This window comes from Treponema brennaborense DSM 12168 (assembly GCF_000212415.1).
GTDB lineage: Bacteria > Spirochaetota > Spirochaetia > Treponematales > Treponemataceae > Treponema_F > Treponema_F brennaborense.
Map to the genome: position 1 here is coordinate 2,703,660 of NC_015500.1, position 18,061 is coordinate 2,721,720.

General features: G+C 51.8%; 15 protein-coding genes and 2 tRNA genes. 5 read left to right on the forward strand and 12 right to left on the reverse strand.

Going from position 1 to position 18,061, the window contains the following annotated elements:
- Nucleotides 1-102: 102 nt before the first annotated feature.
- The 11 genes from rpoC to TREBR_RS11905 all read right to left on the reverse strand — a co-directional run bounded on the left by rpoC (nucleotide 103) and on the right by TREBR_RS11905 (nucleotide 11,571).
- A complete protein-coding gene (rpoC, locus tag TREBR_RS11855; RefSeq protein ID WP_013759410.1) occupies nucleotides 103-4,344 on the reverse strand; it encodes a DNA-directed RNA polymerase subunit beta' in 4,242 nt (1,413 codons plus the stop codon).
- 80 nt (nucleotides 4,345-4,424) lie between these two features.
- A complete protein-coding gene (rpoB, locus tag TREBR_RS11860; protein ID WP_013759411.1) occupies nucleotides 4,425-7,946 on the reverse strand; it encodes a DNA-directed RNA polymerase subunit beta in 3,522 nt (1,173 codons plus the stop codon).
- 159 nt (nucleotides 7,947-8,105) lie between these two features.
- Complete coding sequence (gene rplL / locus TREBR_RS11865) at nucleotides 8,106-8,486, reverse strand: 50S ribosomal protein L7/L12 (protein WP_013759412.1); 381 nt, start codon at nucleotides 8,484-8,486, stop codon at nucleotides 8,106-8,108.
- A 116-nt stretch (nucleotides 8,487-8,602) separates the two neighbouring features.
- Nucleotides 8,603-9,124, reverse strand: a complete 522-nt coding sequence (gene rplJ, locus TREBR_RS11870) for a 50S ribosomal protein L10 (protein WP_013759413.1) — start codon at nucleotides 9,122-9,124, stop codon at nucleotides 8,603-8,605.
- Nucleotides 9,125-9,126: 2 nt separating this feature from the next.
- On the reverse strand, nucleotides 9,127-9,807 hold the full coding sequence (rplA, locus tag TREBR_RS11875; protein ID WP_013759414.1) for a 50S ribosomal protein L1: 681 nt from the start codon (nucleotides 9,805-9,807) through the stop codon (nucleotides 9,127-9,129).
- Nucleotide 9,808: 1 nt separating this feature from the next.
- Complete coding sequence (rplK, locus tag TREBR_RS11880; RefSeq protein ID WP_013759415.1) at nucleotides 9,809-10,240, reverse strand: 50S ribosomal protein L11; 432 nt, start codon at nucleotides 10,238-10,240, stop codon at nucleotides 9,809-9,811.
- Nucleotides 10,241-10,388: 148 nt separating this feature from the next.
- Nucleotides 10,389-10,946, reverse strand: a complete 558-nt coding sequence (gene nusG, locus TREBR_RS11885; RefSeq protein ID WP_013759416.1) for a transcription termination/antitermination protein NusG — start codon at nucleotides 10,944-10,946, stop codon at nucleotides 10,389-10,391.
- A gap of 13 nt (nucleotides 10,947-10,959) precedes the next feature.
- Nucleotides 10,960-11,139: a preprotein translocase subunit SecE gene (gene secE, locus TREBR_RS11890; RefSeq protein ID WP_013759417.1), complete on the reverse strand. Its 180-nt coding sequence runs from the start codon at nucleotides 11,137-11,139 to the stop codon at nucleotides 10,960-10,962.
- A gap of 26 nt (nucleotides 11,140-11,165) precedes the next feature.
- Nucleotides 11,166-11,238 (reverse strand) — tRNA-Trp (locus TREBR_RS11895).
- 32 nt (nucleotides 11,239-11,270) lie between these two features.
- Nucleotides 11,271-11,444 carry a 50S ribosomal protein L33 gene (gene rpmG / locus TREBR_RS11900; RefSeq protein WP_013759418.1) on the reverse strand — a complete coding sequence of 58 codons (174 nt, stop codon included), beginning with the start codon at nucleotides 11,442-11,444 and terminating at the stop codon, nucleotides 11,271-11,273.
- Nucleotides 11,445-11,498: 54 nt separating this feature from the next.
- Nucleotides 11,499-11,571, reverse strand: a tRNA-Thr gene (locus TREBR_RS11905).
- Nucleotides 11,572-11,773: 202 nt separating this feature from the next.
- Here TREBR_RS11905 and epsC point away from each other — a divergent pair.
- Nucleotides 11,774-12,622, forward strand: coding sequence for a serine O-acetyltransferase EpsC (gene epsC / locus TREBR_RS11910; RefSeq protein ID WP_013759419.1), 849 nt, complete (start codon nucleotides 11,774-11,776; stop codon nucleotides 12,620-12,622).
- A gap of 28 nt (nucleotides 12,623-12,650) precedes the next feature.
- Here the strand turns inward: epsC and TREBR_RS13905 are convergent, their stop codons facing one another.
- Nucleotides 12,651-13,889: a lipid II:glycine glycyltransferase FemX gene (locus TREBR_RS13905; RefSeq protein WP_013759420.1), complete on the reverse strand. Its 1,239-nt coding sequence runs from the start codon at nucleotides 13,887-13,889 to the stop codon at nucleotides 12,651-12,653.
- Nucleotides 13,890-14,337: 448 nt separating this feature from the next.
- Between TREBR_RS13905 and TREBR_RS11920 the strand changes: the two genes are divergently transcribed.
- The 4 genes from TREBR_RS11920 (at nucleotide 14,338) to TREBR_RS11935 (ending at nucleotide 18,015) form a co-directional block, all read left to right on the forward strand.
- Nucleotides 14,338-14,583: a (2Fe-2S) ferredoxin domain-containing protein gene (locus TREBR_RS11920; RefSeq protein WP_013759421.1), complete on the forward strand. Its 246-nt coding sequence runs from the start codon at nucleotides 14,338-14,340 to the stop codon at nucleotides 14,581-14,583.
- Nucleotides 14,580-16,334 carry a [Fe-Fe] hydrogenase large subunit C-terminal domain-containing protein gene (locus TREBR_RS11925; RefSeq protein ID WP_013759422.1) on the forward strand — a complete coding sequence of 585 codons (1,755 nt, stop codon included), beginning with the start codon at nucleotides 14,580-14,582 and terminating at the stop codon, nucleotides 16,332-16,334. The genes TREBR_RS11920 and TREBR_RS11925 overlap by 4 nt, the downstream gene beginning before the upstream one ends.
- Nucleotides 16,331-17,569, forward strand: a complete 1,239-nt coding sequence (locus tag TREBR_RS11930) for a SpoIIE family protein phosphatase (protein ID WP_013759423.1) — start codon at nucleotides 16,331-16,333, stop codon at nucleotides 17,567-17,569. The genes TREBR_RS11925 and TREBR_RS11930 overlap by 4 nt, the downstream gene beginning before the upstream one ends.
- 191 nt (nucleotides 17,570-17,760) lie before the next feature.
- A complete protein-coding gene (locus TREBR_RS11935) occupies nucleotides 17,761-18,015 on the forward strand; it encodes an NAD(P)H-dependent oxidoreductase subunit E (protein WP_013759424.1) in 255 nt (84 codons plus the stop codon).
- The last annotated feature ends 46 nt before the right edge of the window (nucleotides 18,016-18,061 follow it).

Consider the following 18,061-nt stretch of genomic DNA (forward strand, 5'->3'; position numbering starts at 1 on the left):
ATATACTCTACCAAAAAAAATACGATACTGTCAATCGGAAATCCATAAAACGGCGTTCCGAGTACGAAATTCCGGCTGCCGTGAAAGCAGCCGGTTTTCCGTTCAGTCTTCTTCCGAATCGAACGACGTGTCCGCGACCTGCGCTTCCATCACTTTTTCAAGTTTACGGCGTTCAATGATTTCGTTCATCTGTTCGTCGAGATCCGTTGCGTTTTCATCGAACAGTTTGACGTTCCGATAATTACGGATACCGGTTCCCGCGGGAATCAAATGACCGATCGTAACGTTTTCCTTCAGACCGCGCAGATAGTCGGTTGAACCGGCAATCGCGGCGTTCGTCAGAACGCGGGTCGTTTCCTGGAAAGAAGCCGCCGAAATAAACGAATCGATATTCAGCGCCGCTTTCGTAATACCCTGGAACATCGGCCGGGCGATGGCAGGCTGACCGCCTTCTTCCATAACACGGCGATTTTCCTCATGAAACTTATATTTATCGACCTGCTGGCCGTAAATGAATCTCGTATCACCAACGGCAACGATTTCGACCTTCCGCAGCATCTGGCGCACGATGACACCGATGTGCTTATCGTTGATGCTTACACCCTGCATACGGTACACCTGCTGGATTTCATCCATCAGATAATTCTGCAGTGCGTTTTCACCGAGAATGGCCAAAATGTCGTGCGGGTTTAACGCACCGTCGCACAGTTTTTCTCCGGCTTCAACGGTGTCGCCGTCGCGGACGAGCAGCCGTTTCGTCATCGGTACAAGATGATCGAACGATTTGCCGTATTTGTCTACTACTACGACGACGCGCTTGCCTTTCGTAATTCCCTTGAACTGTACGGTTCCGGAAATCTGTGAAAGAACGGACAGCGACTTCGGCTTGCGCGCTTCAAACAATTCGGAAACGCGCGGCAGACCGCCGGTAATATCGTTCGTTTTCGACGCTTCTTTCAGCGTCTTCGCGATAACCGTACCGGCCGTAATCGTTTCATTATCGTTGATAAGAAGATACGCGCCGCCGGGAAGATAGTAACTTCCCTTTTCGTTACCCGCCTCGTCGGTGATCAGAATGCGCGGCTGCTTCGTATCAAGATGCAGTTCGCTGATCGTTTTTTCGATCTTTCCGGTTTCTTCGTCGATAACTTCCGCCAAAGTCGAACCGGGAATGATGTCTTCAAAGTGAACGTATCCGTCCACTTCGGCGATAATCGGTTCCGAGAACGGGTCGAACGTTGCGATCGGATCGTTCGCGGCGACGAAATCACCGGCCTTAACGAGAAGCGAAGAACCGTTCTGTATTTCAACTTTCTGATCATTGCTGGTAAGGTACACCGCATTGCCGCGCACGATAACGCGCGCGATATCGGAAGAAAGAACTTCTTTACCCCCGTGCGTAAACAGCGGAATATCCTTCAGTATGCGGCTGCCGTCTTCAACGAGCAGTTTGTCGCCTTTTTCAAGCTTATACTGATTGATAACGCGCGTAACGAGCATGGAGCCTTTACGGGTGAACAGCCACGTACCGTCGTCCATCACGACGTGCGTACCGGTAATATCCTGAATAAGCACCGGATATTTCAGCACGATGTGGTTTTCTTCACTGACTTTTGACGCCGTACCGCCGACGTGGAACGTACGCATCGTCAGCTGCGTACCGGGCTGACCGATGGATTGCGCGGCAATAATACCGACCGCTTCACCGATTTCAACGATTTTATTGTGCGCGAGGTTACGGCCGTAACATTTGCAGCACACGCCGTGACGGCTTTCACACGTCAAAACGGTACGCAGCTTAATGCTTTCCACCCCGGCCTCGTCGATTTTGGCAGCCAGATCGTCCGTGATATATTCGTTTACGTCGCACAGCAGTTCGTGCGTAATCGGATGCAGCACGCGTTCAAGCGTGTACCGTCCGACGATGCGGTCTCGCAACGCCTCGATAACTTCGTCTCCGTCTTTTACGGCGGAATATTCGATACCGTTGATCGTGCCGCAGTCGTCTTCGTTAATCACGACATCCTGCGCGATATCGACCAGACGGCGGGTCAGATAACCGGCGTCGGCCGTTTTAAGTGCGGTATCGGACAGACCCTTACGGGCACCGTTCGTTGAAATGAAGAATTCGATAACGGACAGCCCTTCCTTGAAGTTCGCCCGAATCGGCAATTCGATGATGTCGCCGTTCGGCTTCGCCATCAGTCCGCGCATACCGGCCAACTGACGGATCTGGTTGCGGCTACCGCGCGCTCCGGACGTGGCCATCATGTAAATCGTATTGAAGCCTTCCTTGTCTTTTTCAAGGTTCTTCATCATGATGTTGGTCAGTTCTTCGTTCGTTTTCGACCAGATATCGCACACACGGTTATACCGTTCGTCCTGCGTAATATGGCCTTCGTGATACTGCTTTTGAATCGCATCGACTTTTTTATTCGCCGTACCGATCATTTCTTCTTTTTCCGGCGGCACGATAATATCGTCCATGGAAATGGTTGCACCGAAGAACGTCGCGTATTTATATCCGACCGCCTTGATAGCGTCGAGCATCTGAACGGTCAGCCACGGGCCCTGTTCTTTATAGACTTTTTCAATGAGCTTTTTCAGTTCCTTATCGCCGAGCAGCGCGTTCACGAATTCAATATCGGCCGGCATCTCTTCGTTAAAGCGGAGCCGTCCGGCAGTCGTCGATACGACCTGTCCGTTATACGGCGCTTTCGCGACGGGAACCTTGATTTCGGCCTGCCAGTCGATACTCTTCGTTTCGGCGGCCAGAAACACTTCGTCAACGGAACTGAAACGCTTTCCCGTTCCTTTTCCGCTCGGCATGATCTTCGTCAGGTAATAAATACCGAGAACCATGTCCTGCGACGGATACACGATCGTCTTACCGTTCGCCGGATCGAGCAGGTTACGCGCCGAAAGCATCAGCGTCCAGCATTCCATCTGGGCGGCCTGCGTAAGCGGCACGTGAACGGCCATCTGGTCACCGTCGAAGTCGGCGTTGAACGCGTGACAGACGAGCGGGTGCAGTTTTATCGCTTTTCCTTCAACCAAAACCGGCTCGAACGCCTGAATACCGAGCCGGTGCAGCGTCGGCGCGCGGTTCAGCATAACCGGATGTTCGCGGACGACTTCGTCAAGAATGGCGAATACTTCCGGCGATTCCTGTTCAACGAGCATTTTCGCTTTTTTAACATTGTAGACAACGTCTTTGTCCACCAGTTTTTTCATGATAAACGGCTTGAACAGTTCGAGCGCCATTTTCGTGGGCAAACCGCACTGCCACAATTTCAGTTCGGGACCGACGACGATTACCGAACGGCCGGAATAGTCGACGCGTTTACCGAGCAGATTCTGGCGGAAACGTCCCTGCTTACCCTTGAGCATATCGGAAATCGATTTAAGCGGACGGTTCGACGCACCTTTTACGACGCGTTTGCGCTTGGAATTGTCAAACAGGGCGTCCACCGCTTCCTGCAGCATACGCTTTTCGTTGCGGATAATGATGTCCGGCGCGGAAAGCTGCATGAGCCGTTTGAGACGGTTGTTGCGGTTGATAACGCGGCGGTACAGATCGTTCAAATCGGACGTTGCAAACCGACCGCCGTCGAGCTGCACCATCGGGCGCAATTCCGGCGGAATGACCGGAATGACGTCGAGAATCATCCATGAACATTTATTGCCTGACGAACGGAAATTTTCTACGATTTCGATACGCTTCAACAGACGTTTATCGCTTTTGGCACCTTTTTCGACCATCTTCGCGCGCAGCTCGGCGGCGAGTTCGTCCAGATTCAGGTTTTCCAAAAGCGTTTTTATCGCTTCCGCACCCATTCCGGCAGAGAAAGATCCGCCGTAACGTTCTTGAGCTTCGATATATTCGTCTTCCGTGAGAAGCTGCATTTTTTTAAGGTCGGTGTCACCCGCGTCGATAACGATGTATTTTTCGTAATACAATACGGAACGCAATGCCGCGACCTGCAAATCAAGCAACAATCCCATGCGGGAAGGAACGGAGCGATAATACCAAATGTGGGAAACGGGAGCCGCAAGTTCTATATGTCCCATGCGCTCGCGGCGGACTTTAAAATGCGTAACTTCCACTCCGCAGCGGTCGCACACGACGCCCTTATAACGGATGGATTTGAACTTACCGCAAAAGCATTCCCATTCTTTGGTCGTACCGAAAATCCGTTCACAGAACAGACCGTCTTTCTCCGGCCGCAGCGTACGGTAATTTATGGTTTCAGGCTTCTTGACTTCGCCGTACGACCACGAACGGATCGTTTCAGGCGAAGCGAGCTTAATCATCAAACTGTCGAAATCTTGTATATCCCGCATGTATTTCTCCTGCAATGCAACCGGAAAAGAAGCCGCCGGACAAGCGCAGCGCGTGCGCGGCGGTTCTTCTCCCACAAATCTTAGAAGTCAGAACTGGTCTTTTTAATCAGTTCGTCGTCGCGCTCCGTAAGCGGAATCTGCTTGCCTTTGGCGTCGTAAATCGTAAAATCCAACGCCAAACCGCGCAATTCCTGTACCAGAACGTTAAACGATTCGGGTACGCCCGCTGCGGTGGACGGTTCGCCTTTTACGATGGATTCGTAAATTTTCGAGCGGCCGTTCATATCGTCGGACTTGATCGTCAGCAATTCCTGCAGCGTGTTCGCGGCGCCGTACGCCTCAAGCGCCCACACTTCCATTTCACCCAGACGCTGACCGCCGAACTGGGCTTTACCGCCGAGCGGCTGCTGCGTAACGAGCGAATACGGTCCCGTTGAACGGGCGTGCATTTTGTCGTCAACGAGGTGGTGCAGCTTCATGAAGTAGATAACCCCGACGAAAACGTCGTTCAGGAACGGTTCGCCGGTGCGTCCGTCGCGGAGCGTGGCTTTCGAGTTCGCATTAAAGCCGGCTTCCACCAACTTCTGCGAAATCTGTTCGTTCGACGGCGACTGGAATACCGGAGCTTCGTACCATTCGTTCAGATACATACCGGCAAGTCCGAGTTCGGATTCCATGATCTGACCGATATTCATTCGGGACGGAACGCCGAGCGGATTCAAACAGATATCGAGCGCGGTACCGTCAGCCAAATACGGCATGTCTTCAACCGGCAAAATGCGGGCAACGATACCTTTGTTACCGTGGCGGCCGGCCATTTTATCACCTTCGCGCAGCTTGCGCTTGGTTGCGATAAGTACTTTAACCACTTCGTCGACACCCGGATTCAAATCGTCGCCTTCGGTACGGCGCAAGCGCTGAACGTCGATAATCGTTCCTTCAACACCGTGCGGAACGCGCAGCGACGAGTCGCGCACTTCTTTCGCTTTTTCACCGAATATCGAATTCAGCAGTTTAAATTCAGGCGTCGTTTCGGTTTCACTTTTGGGCGTTACCTTACCGACGAGGATATCTCCGGAGCGGACCTTCGCACCAATACGGATAATACCTTCGGCGTCGAGATTGTCCAGCGTTTTTTCACTGGTATTCGGAATATCGCGCGTAATCTTTTCGGGGCCGAGTTTGGTTTCCCGAATTTCAGTCATGAATTCCTTAATATGGATAGAAGTGAACATGTCTTCTTTTACGACGCGCTGTGAAATCAGGATGGCGTCTTCATAGTTGTATCCGTTCCAGGGAACGAATCCGACCAGAATGTTGCGGCCGAGCGCCAGCTCGCCGTTGAACGTCGCAGGTCCGTCGGCAAGCACTGTTCCCTTTTCGACTTTCTGACCGAGTTCGACGACGGGACGCTGGTGATAACAGGTATCCTGATTCGTCCGCTGATATTTCAAAAGCGGATATTCGTCGATATCGTCGGGTCTGCGCGGCGCGGTGGGTTTAACTTTCACCACGTCGGACGTAACCCATACGACTTCACCAGGGCGCTTCGCCTTAACCAGAACGCCCGAATCGTACGCGCATTTGCCTTCCATACCGGTGCCGACGTGCGGCGGTTCGGGGAACAGCAGCGGAACGGCCTGGCGCTGCATGTTGGAACCCATGAGCGCGCGGTTTGCGTCGTCGTGTTCCAAAAACGGAACGAGCGCGGCGGACACGGAAATGATCTGCTTGGGAGAAACGTCCATGTACTGCACGTCTTTGGGATCTCTGGTCGTATAGTCGCCGTGACGGCGGCACGAAATCTGTTCGGTTGCAAACGAACCGTCTTCTTTCATATTAACCGAAACCTGGCCGATGTAATATTTATCTTCGTCCATTGCCGACAAATAGTCGACCTGATCGGTCGCTTTGCCGGCGTCGATCTTCCGATACGGCGCCTCAAGGAAGCCGTATTCGTTCACGCGCGTATAAATCGCGAGAGATACGATAAGACCGATATTCGGACCTTCGGGCGTTTCGATCGGGCACATGCGTCCGTAATGCGTATAGTGAACGTCGCGGACTTCAAATCCGGCGCGGTCGCGCGAAAGACCTCCCGGTCCGAGCGCGTTCAAACGGCGTTTATGCGTCAATTCCGCGAGCGGGTTAACCTGATCCATGAACTGAGACAGCTGACTCGAGCCGAAAAATTCCTTGATTGCGGCGACGATCGGCTTTATGGATATAAGATCCTGCGGCTTCATCGTTTCCGTTTCTTTGAGTCCCATGCGCTCTTTGGCGATGCGTTCCATACGGCTGAAAGCCGTTTTCAGCTGATTCGTCATCAGTTCGCCGACAGAACGGACGCGGCGGTTGCCCAGATGGTCGATATCGTCGATATTTTCAACACCGGAATACACTTTAATCAGGAATTTCATCGTCGCGATGATATCCTGTTTCACCAGCGTATGTTCTTCAACGGGCTCCGCATAATCGAATTTCTTATTCAGCTTGTACCGTCCGACGCGGCCCAAATCATAGCGGCGCATCGAAAAGAACATCGTCGTAAGGTCTTTTTCCGCAGCGTCGACTGTAATCGGTTCACCCGGCATCAGTACCGAGTACACGGCGGAAAGCGCGTCGTCTTTCGTAGGCTCATCCGAACCCGAACCCTCTTTGGTAAAACGGATTTCTTCGCGCTCGAAACAGTTGATGATCATCTGGGAACTTAGCGAAGTATCGTTTTCATCGTCGCCTTTGGCAAATCGGATGACGGTCAGCTCTTTAATGCCGTGCAGCAGCAGTTCGTCGATATTGTGCGGATGTAGTTTTTCACCGGCACGGAAAATCTTCTTGTTTTCACCGGATTCGGCGTCGACCGCATACACTGCGTCGGCAAGCACCTTGCCTACCAGCGCTTCTTTTTCTTCACGGGAATCGCCGACGACAACTTTTTCAGTGTCGTAAAAACAGCGGATGATTTCTTCACGGGTACTGTATCCGAGCGCACGCAGGAAAATGGTTCCTAAAATGCGCTTTTTACGGTCGATTTTCGCATAAATCAGTTCTTTTTTCTGATCGATTTCAAATTCGAGCCAACTTCCGCGGTACGGAATGATACGGCTGGAATAAATACCTTTTTCATGACTGAAAATGACACCCGGCGAGCGGTGAATCTGCGAAACGACGACGCGCTCCGCCCCGTTGATGATAAACGTACCGCGATCGGTCATCAGCGGAATGTCGCCCATGTATATATCTTTCTGACGGATTTCTCCGGTCTGCTGAAAATTCAAATTGATACGCGCTTTAAGCGGAACCGAATAGGTCAGACCTTTCTGCTTGCACTCAAGCTCAGAGAATTTTATATTTTCTTCATCGAGTTCATAATATTCATATTCAAGAAACATATCGCCGTTAGGGCTTTCAATCGGGAACGTGGAAGAAAAAACCTCCTGTAATCCCTGTTCGGCAAGCGGTTCACGATTATCCAGTTTTTCTTTCTGTAAAAAGTTCTCATATGATGAAAGCTGAATATCTATGAGATTGGGAAGTTCCATGAAGTTCTGGATATTTTTACCAATATACTGACGGTTGATCGTCCGGCTTTTTGCGAACATCAAATCCCCCTTGACTGCTGCGTCATATAGACAGATATAGCCGCCGCGGAAATACATTTTTCCCGGCAGCACTTTTCAGTAACCACTTTTGAGTTATCACAATTGATTTGCTCGAAAGCCGTACCGGCAATCCGGTACGGCATATTCAGGGTGCAAGACTTATGCAATCTTAACAACACCGCCTGCTTCTTCAACTTCTTTCTTGATTTTTGCAGCTTCGTCTTTGGAAACGCCTTCTTTCAGGGGTTTCGGAGCGCCTTCAACCAAGTCTTTCGCTTCTTTCAAGCCGAGGCCGGTAACGGCACGAACGGCCTTGATAACGGCGATTTTTTTGGAAGCGTCCGCGCTTTCCAAAGAAACGTTGAATTCGGTCTGTTCTTCAGCCGCAGCAGCGGGAGCAGCACCGGCACCTGCTACCATAACGGGAGCGGCGGCGGTAACACCGAATTTTTCTTCCATAGCTTTCACAAGCTCGGATGCTTCCAGTACGGTCATGGAAGCGATAGCATCAAGAATCTGATCTGTAGTAAGAGCTGCCATATTATCTTCTCCTTAAATAGGCATTTTATATACAGACAGGACGACAGCAATTGAAGCCTGACTGTATGTTGTCATAAGACGGTCACCGGCAAACTGCCGTAACGAGCTGTATCCGATTACTCGGCGGCAGCTCCGCCTTCTGATTTCTTGTCCACATACGCCTGCAACGTGGCGGCGAGTTTCTGAACGGGGGCATTGATCGTAGACATAATCATTGCGATCAGCTGCTTCTTTCCCGGGAGCTTCGAGAACGCTTCCAGTTTTGCCGCGTCGTACACTTCTTTTTCGATCAAGCCGCCTTTAACCTGCAGAGCCGGCGTTTCTTTTGCAAAATCGTACAGGATTTTCGCAATTTCATTCGTATCACCGGAAGCAAGCGCGATAGCGGTCGGTCCTTTCAGATAATCCGCAACCATGCTGATTTCCATTTCTTCAAATGCAACACGCGCGAAATTATTTTTAACGACCTTGAAACTGCAATTCTTTTCGCGGAGCTGATCACGCAGCGCGGAAATCTGTTCGACGGTCAAACCGCGGTAATCCGTAAAAATATAATCGGAACCGCCTTCCAGCGTCGTTTTTGCAGCGGCAATCGCTTCAACTTTTGCAGGCTGGAGTTTTTTCGCTTTCATCGCCATAATTACTCTCCTTCCTTAAAGTTCACCCAAACACCGGGACCCATGGTCGAGTTCACCGATACGGACTGAACGAAGCCGGCTTTTGCATCGGCGGGCTTCTTTCTGATGACTTCGGACAGCAGCGCGTTTACGTTTTCTACGAGTTTGTCCGCATCCATCGAAACCTTTCCGACTGCGATGTGAATAACGCCGCCTTTGTCGGCGCGGAATTCAGTACGACCCTTTTTCAGTTCGTTGATCGCGTGCGAAATATCGGCGGTAACGGTGCCCGTCTTCGGGTTCGGCATCAAGCCTTTGCGGCCCAGAACCATACCCAAACGTCCGACGTCTTTCATCATGTCGGGAGTTGCAACGGCGATATCAAAATCGAGCCAGCCGCCCTTCACTTTTTCGATGTATTCGTCGGCACCGGCGAACGCCGCTCCTGCGTCGAGCGCTTCTTTAATTCTGTCTTCTTTACAGAAAACGAGAACTTTCTTTTCACCTTTGAACTGATGCGGGAAAACCAGCGTATCGCGCACCGTCTGACTTTTGCCGAGGCGCAGATTGACGTGAACTTCAACCGTTTCGTCAAATTTCGCGAATTTCAGTTCTTTTACCAGCTTACAAGCCTGATCCAGTTCGTATGCTTTCGAGGAATCGTATTTTGCGAGTGATTCGCGATATTTTTTTCCGTGTTTCATATTACCGCTCCACCTCTACGCCCATACTGCGCGCAGTACCGGCGATGATCTTCTTTGCCGCTTCAATGTCGTTCGCATTGATATCGGGCATCTTCGTTTTTGCAATTTCTTCCAACTTGCTCTGAGACAAAGTCGCAACCTTGTCGCGCAGCGGGTTAGCGGCACCTTTATCGATACCGGCAGCTTTTTTGATAAGCACCGCAGCGGGCGGAGTCTTGAGAATAAAGGTAAACGTTTTATCCTGATAGACGGTAATAACGACAGGAATAACCAATCCCTGTTCCATGGACTTTGTACGGTCATTAAACTGCTGTACAAACTGAGGGGCGCTGACGCCGTGAGGACCGAGCGCAGGGCCGACGGGCGGCGCGGGAGTCGCTTTTCCCGCGGGGCACTGCAGCTTGATAACGGCGGTCACCTTCTTTTTAGCCATATATGTACTCCTTACATTGGTATGACGAAACCCGGACGATTCCGAAATTTTCGTCTAGCGAGGCTGAATCATGCAACGCAGTTCAGCCTCTCCCAAAACAAGAACGAGCGGTATCTTTCTATATAAAACATACCGACAATTCTACGATCTAAATTTTTTCTACCTGTAAAAGATCGACTTCAACCGGGGTTGCGCGTCCGAAGATCTGCACCATAACCCGCAGTTTGTTTTTTTCAAGATTAACTTCTTCAATAGTACCGGAAAACGTCGCGAACGCGCCTTCGATAATTTTGACCTGTTCTCCAACGGAAAAAGACTGCTTAAGACGAGCCGTTTTTTCGCCCTTGATTTCACCGGACTTCTGCAGCAGAGATTTTGCCTCTTCCAAAGAAATCGGACGAGGACGTTCACTCGGACCGGTACCGACGAATCCCGTCACGCCCTGGATACGGCGAATAACGGAACAGACGGCTTTCCAGCCGATATCAGGCAGATCCAATTCGAGCATAATATAGCCGGGCAGAAATTTCTTCGTGGAAGTTTTCTTTTTACCGTCTTTAATCTCGACGACTTCCTCAACGGGCACCTTTATATCGAGCACCGCTTCGGAAGACAGATCGCCTGTCTCAAGAAGAGAACGGATCGTCCTTTCGATTTTGCCTTCATACCCCGTGTACGTATGAAGAATGTACCAGCCTTTTGCCATCAAATACGCCTAATTAAAATACGAGATTCATGCCGGTTACAAAAAGCAGATCAAGCAACCCGAGAATTACCGCAACAATAACAGTTGAAATCAGTACAACTCTTACAGAGGATACTACATCGGAACGGCTCGGCCATACGACTTTCTTAAGCTCGGCGCCACATTCCTTAAAAAACTGGACGATTTTTCCCATACCAGTCCCCATTTTCATTTAAGATACAGGCCAGGAAGGACTCGAACCCTCAACATTCGGTTTTGGAGACCGACGCTCTACCATTGGAGCTACTGACCTAAGATTATCGCCGGCAACACCGGCGTAAAAAACTATTTCGCTTTCGTTTCTTTATGCAGCGTGTGTTTACGGTCAAACGGGCAATATTTATTCAGTTCCAACTTACCCTGAATATTCTTGCGGTTTTTGTACGTTGTATAATTTTTGCGTTTGCATTCGCTGCACTGCAACGCGATGATTTCAACAGCTGTTTTTTTACTGGCCATTCTTTTATTCTCCTTAAAGAAGTATCCATTCCGACGTTACGCCGGTCCGCTTCCAGCCTCCGAGCGGGATCGAACCGCTGACCTCAACCTTACCATGGTTGCGCTCTACCGACTGAGCTACAGAGGCAAACATCAAAAACGACGTGTCCTGCTACTATACATGCTATATACTCTTTTGTCAATAGAGAAAATGATATTTAACCCCGCAACGCTGCAACCCGAACGCCGAGTATTGATGAATCAGCAAAAAACGGCTATCCTGTAAAAATACGCCGGCCGATGCCGGTACGGGTTTCGCTTTTACGCGGGACTGCAACTCCGGAGGATTCATGACACCAGACGTCCTTATCGACAACATCATCGCATCGTACGCGCAATACGGCGGTATCAATTCAGGCGAATCGCAGACGTTCCCCAACAGACAGAACGTCGTTACCGCGCTGCAGGATCTGCAAAGTCTGATTTTTCCCGGTTTCAGAACGGCGGAGCAAGTCGAACAGGAAAATCTGCATTATATTATCGGTGAAAAAATAAATCGGATCATCGCCGTACTCACGCGCGAAATCCAGAAGGCACTGCTGTATTTATGCAAGAACTGCGGGTATGAAAAAACGGCCTGCTTCGGCCTTGCGGAAAAAACGACGCTCGCGCTCATAGAAGCGATCCCCGAAATCAGACGCAAGATAAATCTCGACACGAAAGCGGCGCTTGCCGGCGACCCTGCGGCAAAAAGCAGTGAAGAAATCATCCTTTCCTACCCCGGGCTGGAAGCGGTCGTCGTATACCGGATAGCCCATTTTCTGCACGAAAACGGCGTACCCGTCATTCCGCGGATCATGAGCGAACACGTGCACGGCAAAACGGGAATCGACATCCATCCCGGCGCGCTCATCGGCGAATCTTTTTTCATAGATCACGGAACGGGCGTAGTCATCGGAGAAACCTGCGTTATCGGCAAAAACGTAAAAATCTATCAAGGCGTAACGCTCGGCGCGCTGAGCGTTCACAAAAAATTGCAGGATAAAAAACGGCATCCGACAATAGAAGACAACGTTACCATTTACGCCGGCGCAACGATTCTCGGCGGAAACACGGTCATCGGCAAAAACAGCGTTATCGGCGGAAACACCTGGGTTACCGAATCGGTTCCGCCGGACAGTACGATCACCATAAACTGACCCGCGCGAAAAGTGCGCCTGAAATCCGTTAAAGTCCCGGCAGCCCCATCAGCGTTTCGGCGGTGCGGAAGCGGTCGTAAGAATCTTCGTCGTACGGATAATCCCAACAGCCGCAGTACCGCACGACGGCGCCGCCGAGTCCCGTTTTAAATGTATACAAACCGCTCATCGGATGATTTTTATCGTTATTTGGCGGAATGCCGAGTAAATCGTACGTAACGCAGCCCGCGCGGCGAGCTGTCAGCATGGCTTCCCACTGCAAACCGTAACTCGCCATGTACGGTCCCGCATCGGCCCGGGATCCGGCGAACAGATAATACGCGCTTTTACCGCAGACAGCCAAAATCAGACCGGCAAGAAGCACCTCGTCTTTTTCCGCGGCAAGCAGATACAATTCGGGTTCCGGCACCGGCGCGCTCACCGGCATACGTCCGGGATTTGCGGACATCAGTTTACTGCCGGAAAGCGGCGCGTACGGCGGCCCTTTTCCGCAGTCCTCATGCGGGCTCGCCGTCTGTTTAAAAAACAAGCGGCCTATTTTTGCCGACTGCCGGAACAGCGTTTCAAAATACGCCAATTCTTCGGTAAAAAAACCTTTCCGCAAACCGGTGTCACGGTACAAGTCGTGCCAGACCGGAAGGAAATCGGCGTTTTTCCGGGAAAACAAAACGCCCATCCGGTACGATTTACGGATTGCGTTCCGCGTAGTCTGGCGCATACGGGAAAGCATTATTTCAGGAGAAGCGGTCAAGTCGACGAGCACGGTGTCAGGGCAAAAGTGATCGGACCCCGCTTTACGCAGATTACGGGTGTTCGTGCCGAAGTTCATGCGCATTTCGCGAATTTCGCTGCGCGGAACCGCCGTACCGGCGTACGGGGAAAACCACGCGGTGTCGAAGCGGACGAACGCCGTGCCGTCGGGCAAAAACGGGCGGATCCGTTCGGCGAGCGCTTCAAGCACGGAACCGTACCGGTCTTCTTTTACGGTGAACGCCGGCGCTTTGGGTACGTACGCGTACGGAATTCCCGCGCCGGTATTCCGCAGCAGCACCAGCAGCGGTACGAACCGCCGGCCGCCGCACGACGCGGCAACACACGATTCTCCGCCGCATGATTCGCCGACGTCCGGCGCGGCAGCGTCGTCGAATCCGCATAAAAAAAATACAGCCTGCTGTCCGCAGGCTGTTTTAAAGCCGCCCCAGAACGCCGTCTGGAACAAGTTGTCCTGTACCGGAAAATCTTCCGGCGAAATACGAGTTACAAGCATAATGCCACGACCATATCAAATATACGCGGACTATGCAAGGCAATAAAAAAAGAGGGGCCGGAAAACAACGTTAACCGGGCCCCTCACGTCCAGCAAGCCGGACATCGGAGAGAGTTTATCAGCTTATTTACAAGCTGTAATAAACATACTACAACCCAAAGAAAATGTCAATACTTTTTTAACTTTTTTCTGAACAATAATTAATACGGCAGCAACTGTAAACGGACGGTTAATTTTTGCCGTGCTGATCAGGCGCCTGTTCCTGCCTGAACGAATCGATCGATCTCATCCACGGCCGACCTTCGCATTGAAATATGCGCGGCGGACGGCAATTTTTCAAATCCGCGGCATATGAGAGCGATATATTTCTATTCAACATAGATATTTAAATAAAACAGGCTTGACTATATCGAGTTTCGTTTATAGAATAAAAAAAGGCGGGTTTTATATGAAAACAATCACAGTATGTATGGGCAGTTCGTGTTTCAGCAGAGGCAACTCGGCGAACGCCGAAGTTATCCAGCGATTTCTCACGGAAAACGATTTGCAGGATAAAGTAACGCTGCGCGGCTGCCTGTGCGAAAGCGAATGCAAAAACGGCCCGAACGTCCGCATAGACGGCAAACTGTACACGAATATGACTCCCGAAAGTCTCGTTGATCTGCTTTCTCACGAATTGGGACTCGACAAATGAATTTTTTATACCCCGTATACACCGAACAAACAGAATGTCAGGATTGCTACAAATGTATCCGCCGCTGCCCCGTCAAGGCGATCCGTGTTGAAAACGGACACGCGAAAATCATTTCCGAATTGTGCATCGTGTGCGGACGCTGCGTTATCAATTGCCCCGCGCACGCAAAACGCAGCCGCGACGACTCGGCCCGCGTAAAACAGCTGCTGAAGCTCAAGGAAAAAGTGATCGTGTCGCTGGCACCGTCGTTCGTGGCGGAATTTCCGGATTTTACGCCTCAGCAAATGATAGCGGCACTGAAAAAACTCGGCTTTTACGGCGTTTCGGAAACGGCGCTCGGGGCGGATCTGGTATCCGCGCAAGTTACCGAAGACTTGACGGCCGCTGCGGAAGGAAAAACGGATCGGAAACTGTTTTTATCGTCGGCGTGCCCTGCCGTCGTGGAATACGTAAAACAGTTTTTAGGCGAATACGCGCCGTTCATCACCGACCGGGCGTCGCCGCTTTTAGCACACGCGCGTTTTCTGCGCAAACAGTACGGCGACGATATCGGTATCGTATTCATGGGGCCGTGTATTGCAAAAAAGCGGGAAGCCGATACCTGGAAAGAAATCGACATAGCGCTTACGTTCAACGAACTGCGCGCTTGGTTTACCGCCGAAGGCATCAGAGCCGACACGGCCGTTCCCGCGGGGCATGAAGCGGAACAGCAATTCATTCCGCGGCGCGCGGCCAAAGGCGCGCTGTACCCGATCGACGGCGGTATGATAGCCGCGTGCAAAAAATACGCCAAATTGCCGGGCGTCCGCTCCATGTCCGTATCGGGCATAGACGAAATCCACGAAGCGCTCAAAGGATTCGAGCCGGATAAACTGGAATCGCCGCTTTTTATGGAATTGCTGTCGTGTATCGGCGGCTGCATCAACGGACCGGGAACGGCCCGAAATCTTTCGGGTGCGATGCGGCGAGTGCGCGTCGTGGAATACGCAGAGACGGCGGACGAAGTGCTCGACGGCACGACGAAAGCGGCCGCTCCGCCGCTGCAGGATACGCTGCCGGTTCCCGAATCGGATCGGAAACAGTATACGGAAGAAGATATCCGCTCCGCCCTCCGCGCCGTCGGCAAATATACGGCGGCCGACGAAGTTAACTGTGCCAGCTGCGGCTACGACACGTGCCGCGCGTTCGCCGAAGCGGTTTTGGACAATCGGGCGGAAAAAACGATGTGCGTTTCGTATATGCGCAAATTGGCGCAGAAAAAAGCGAACGGGCTGATCCGGGCGATTCCGAGCGGCGTCGTCATCGCAGATAAAAACCTACAGATAGTCGAATGCAACATGAACTTTGCCAAGCTGATGGGGCAGGACGTCATTGAAATGTACGAAGCGAAACCGGGACTCGAAGGCGCGGATCTGACGAAACTGACGGGAGCGTCCCGATTTTTTGCCGACGTGCTCGCACTGAACGGTCCGGACGTCATCGAACGCGATGTCCGCGAAGGAAAGAAGATTTTTCACGTAACGGTTTTTGAAATCGAAAAAGAAGAAATCGCCGCAGGCGTCCTGGAAGACGTTACCGCCCCGCAAAACCAGAAAAACAGAACGGTAACGCAAGCCCGCAAAATCATCGATAAAAATTTGTCCGTCGTCCAGAAAATCGCGTTTCTGCTCGGTGAAAACGCCGCCGAAACGGAATCGATGCTCAATTCGATCATCGATTCGTACACGGAAAGCGGAGACGACGACCAATGAATCCGCTGAACGCCGCCGGCTCCGCACCGAAAGGGGTGCTGCCCGAAACCTTTATAGAAGTGGGACATTACCAACTCTGCAAATACAATCAGCACGCCGAAGGCGATGTGTTTCTGTCGCAGAAAAACCCGGCCGACGGCCGCGTTATCACCACACTGTCCGACGGTCTCGGATCCGGCATCAAAGCGGGCGTGCTTGCGACGCTGACCGCAACGATGGCAACGAAGTTTATCGCGAACGACATTCCGATCCGGCGGGCTGCCGAAATTATCATGAACACGCTGCCGGTCTGCAAGGAGCGGGGCATCAGTTACGCAACGTTCACGCTCGTCGACATCGAACCGAACGCGACCGTGCGCATCATGGAATACGATAATCCGCCGTACGTGCTGATCAGGCAGCAGACGATCATCGAACCGATCAAGGACATCACGCCGATCGAGCGGAAAAACAAAAAAACGGCGCCGACGCGCGACGCGCTTTTGCAGTATTCGCGGTACGCAGCCCGGCCGGGCGACCGGCTCGTCTTTTTTTCGGACGGCGTAACGCAGGTGGGAATGGGGTCGCCCTGCTATCCGTTCGGCTGGGGTTCGCCGAACGCACAGACGTTCATCCTCGAAAAGGTAATCGAAAACCCTGAAATCAGCGCGCGCGATTTGGCGCGTTCGGTCGTGCAGGAAGCGTGTTTCCACGACGGCTTCAAGCCGAAAGACGACATAACGTGCGGCGTCATTTATTTCCGGAAACCGCGCGACATGCTCGTAATGACCGGCCCGCCCGTTCATAAGGAAAGCGACTCGGAAATAGCCCGCATTTTTTCTCTCTTCGACGGCCATAAAATCATCTGCGGAGGGACGACGGCGAACATACTGTCGCGCGAACTGAACCGGCCGATCAGGGTCAGCCTGAAAGACTTCGATCCGAAGGTGCCGCCGTATTCGGAGATGGAAGGCGCGGACATGGTAACGGAAGGCATCATCACGATGGGCGCCGTGTCCGAAATTCTTGAAAACAGGGCGGAAATGGACGGGCTCGCCGTAAACGCGGCGACCAAAATGGTCGAACTGTTTTTGAATTGCGACCGGATCTGGTTCGTCGTAGGCACGAAGATAAACGAAGCGCATCAGGATCCGAACATGCCGGTCGAATTGGAGATCCGACGCAACGTCGTCAAAAAGATTGCGGCTCTGCTGCAGGACACGTATCTGAAAGAAGTGCACATTCAGTATTTTTAACATACGGACGTTCTCCGGCGATTCGCACGCGCTCATACGCTGCGGCGGCAAACATCGGAGAGACGAGTCCGTCTGACGTTTTGCGGCTGCAAAACGATATATCAACTGCACGTTCGCGCTTTGCATTGAACGTGCTTAAAAAGCCGTTTCGGAAACTGACGTTTCCTTACTGACTTTTTATGGGAGTATCTATGAACAAAATTCACGTTTCGATTTGCACCGGAACAGCGTGCTTCGTAATGGGAGCGTCGGAAATCATGCTTTTGGAAGAGCAATTGCCGCCCGAACTGCAAGGGCGCGTTGAAATAGAAGGCATTACGTGTTTTGATAAATGCAAGAACGCCGAATGCGGCAAAGCGCCGTTCGTACAGATAAACGGCGAAACGATTCCCGAAGCGTCGCTCGTTACCGTGATCGACCGCATCAGGGAACTCGCGGGCGCGTAACCGAAAGCAAGGCGGACAGCCGGAAATCGAGCGCGCAGCAGGCGTC